We start from the raw sequence: 2,788 nt of genomic DNA, 5'->3' as shown, positions 1-2,788 counted from the left end.
CTGTAAATCGTTTTGTGATGCATCTCGCAAAAACCTGGCAGTTTTGCTGGCTAATTACTCATCTTGTTGATAAAAAAGCCAATAAATTACAATCAAAATAATGAAAAACGTTGATACATAAAGGCTGTAAGGAGATTGTTAGAGGGCTTCAAGGGGAAAATAAATACCCATTATAATGGGATTATAACTTGGGCTTAGATGCCTGAATAGCTTGTGCTTCGTCTCGATAACGTTGGCTAAGCTGATCGTATTTTGACTTTAGTAACGAAAGGGCTGATTGAAGTGATTGCGAACTATGCATGTTGTTCTGACTTGTTTGATAATTTAAGGCACGGTTCTTCTTCAAACAATGAAAGCTGATCTCTTGCCAAGCAAGCGTTAGCCCAGATACGGTGTCTATCTTCTCATTGATTAGCAATACACGTTGAGATAAAAGTTCCGCCAGGTAGGTGGAGCTTTGAATTTGATCATTGAGTCTTTTATGTAGCTCAGTTTTATTGGGATGCCAGAATGAAGACAGTTCGTTGATATTGAACTCTTCACCCATCAAAACTTGCTGGTCATAGTGTCCAAGAAGCTGATTAAAGCCTAATGCGTTTTGGTTGTACCAATTCTCGACAGTGTGCTGCTTGTTTAACAACTTAGACCATGATTGCTCGGTGCAGTGTTCAGCGACGCATGACTCAGCATAGCTAATAAAGAATAGCCCGAGGATGCAAGTCACTTTGTACACCTTTAAATTTGTGCTCATAAACCACCAAGGATTCTTGCGTTGAGCCCCACTTAATTCCAGTTACTAGATAGTATAGATGAGTGCTGACATAAGTTGATGTACACTTATCTAATCATAAGGTTAGCGGTTTAGATATCATGAAGAAAATCATTATTGCTGTTCTCGTATTGCTGCTGCTCGGCGGAGCTGGTGCTGGGTATTACTTTTTCTTTATGCAAAAAGATCTCATGACCTCAGAAGAAGAGGGAGCAATGGATAAGGTTGATAGCGAGTCAGGTATCGAAGAAAAGCCAATCATGGACTTATCGCAACCTAGTGAGCCGATGCGGTACTTTGTAAAAGAGAGGAAGCTTGCTGTTGTCAGTGACCCTAGCGAAGCTGGAGTTATTGAAAGTTACTTGTATAAGTCTAAAGAAGTTAATGTCCTTGAAGAAAAAGATGGTTGGGTTCGGATCTCTGACTATATCGTGTATGAAGATGGTGGCGAAGAAATTGCGGAGTGGGTGGCTTTAGAAGGGCTAACCAATGAAGAAGTCATCATTTCTAAAGATGAACAACTAGAAATTCTAGATTCTTATATTGCTAAGTCAGATGACTTGAAGATGTATCAACAAGAGTTTAGGAACGCAACTCAAGGTTTTATTACAAGTGGCCAATGTAGCCCGGATGATTTTGATGAACTGGGTGGCTGGGTTCGATCTGTTAAGTTTCAAGAACGTAAAGTGTATTTTATTTACTGTGGTGGTATGAAACTAGAAAATAAAATTTACTTGGATGTGATTAGCAAAGAAACATTCATTCTTTAATTATTATTGTTATATACATCAAAATAACCATTTGAATAAATATAACTTATAAAATTAAACCTATTGCTATTATTTAGTAATAGGTTTTTTTTATGTTTTTATTCTTGATATTAACAGGTTGAATCTGAAACTATTTTATCGATATGAATTAAGTTGTCTGTTAAAAATAGAATTGTAAATATGACGCTGGCCTAACATTGCGTATTTGTTTTACTAATTATTAAACTCTTCAATCCTGCATAATTCCTGCAAAATCACTCCTGTATATACCCTRTCTCTTATTAATCAATAACTTACAGTTCTACTGATTGAAATGAAATTAAAAAATATCTAATTTATTCAATGGCTTACTGGTATTTACATGTATGCAACATTTCACTTTAGTGAGATCAAAGTCTTACTTTGAAATATTGGAAAAAKTTGTTTTTGAATTGTAACAATAGTCCGTTAGTTTAATTAAAAGAAATTAATCACTTCCAAGATAATAAACAGTTCTATTTATAACGTTGTGATCTTTAATTTAATTTTTATTCAACTGCTGGTTAGGGACGGAATCATAAATGAAAAAGCTTGCTTTAATTACGGGATCAAAGGGTGGTATTGGATCAGCGATTTCTTCTAAATTAGTTGAAGATGGCTATAGGATCATTGCAACTTATTACACAGGTAATTACGAATGCGCATTAGAATGGTTTAATGAAAAAGGATTTACACAAGACCAAGTAAGACTTTTTGAATTAGACGTTACCAATACATCAGAATGCGCAGAGAAATTAAGTCATCTACTTGAAGAAGAAGGCACTATTGACGTACTCGTTAATAATGCAGGCATTACTCGCGACAGTGTATTTAAGAAAATGGATGCGGAGTCGTGGAGATCCGTAATAGATACGAACTTGAATAGCGTATTTAATGTAACTCAGCCGTTATTTGCAGCCATGTGTGAAAAAGGTAATTGCCGCGTCATTAATATTTCCTCGGTCAATGGACTAAAAGGCCAATTTGGACAAGCAAACTACTCAGCAGCAAAAGCCGGAATGATAGGTTTTTCAAAAGCGTTAGCGGCAGAAGGCGCGAGAAGTGCGGTAACAGTGAACGTCATTGCACCGGGCTACACAGCAACACCTATGGTTGAACAAATGAAACCTGAAGTTCTGGAATCTATTAAAGCTCAAATCCCTATGAAGCGTCTAGCTACCCCTGAAGAGATCGGAAAAGCCGTTAGCTTTTTGGCTGGTGACTCTGGTGC

Annotated in this window: 3 protein-coding genes; 2 read left to right on the top strand and 1 reads right to left on the bottom strand. The window is 36.7% G+C overall.

Going from position 1 to position 2,788, the window contains the following annotated elements; all coding sequences use genetic code 11:
• Positions 1–181: 181 nt before the first annotated feature.
• Complete coding sequence (locus L4C33_RS21275) at positions 182–751, bottom strand: hypothetical protein (protein WP_428814387.1); 570 nt, start codon at positions 749–751, stop codon at positions 182–184.
• A gap of 119 nt (positions 752–870) precedes the next feature.
• Between L4C33_RS21275 and L4C33_RS21270 the strand changes: the two genes are divergently transcribed.
• A complete protein-coding gene (locus L4C33_RS21270; protein ID WP_428814386.1) occupies positions 871–1,539 on the top strand; it encodes a hypothetical protein in 669 nt (222 codons plus the stop codon).
• Between the two features lie 560 nt (positions 1,540–2,099).
• A partial coding sequence (locus L4C33_RS21265) for an SDR family oxidoreductase (protein WP_428814385.1) occupies positions 2,100–2,788 on the top strand: 689 nt, incomplete at its 3' end.

It is taken from the genome of Vibrio makurazakiensis, from assembly GCF_050337375.1.
Taxonomy (GTDB): domain Bacteria; phylum Pseudomonadota; class Gammaproteobacteria; order Enterobacterales; family Vibrionaceae; genus Vibrio; species Vibrio makurazakiensis.
The sequence above is the reverse complement of the archived record's forward strand: the minus strand, read 5'-3'. Positions and strand labels throughout refer to the sequence as shown.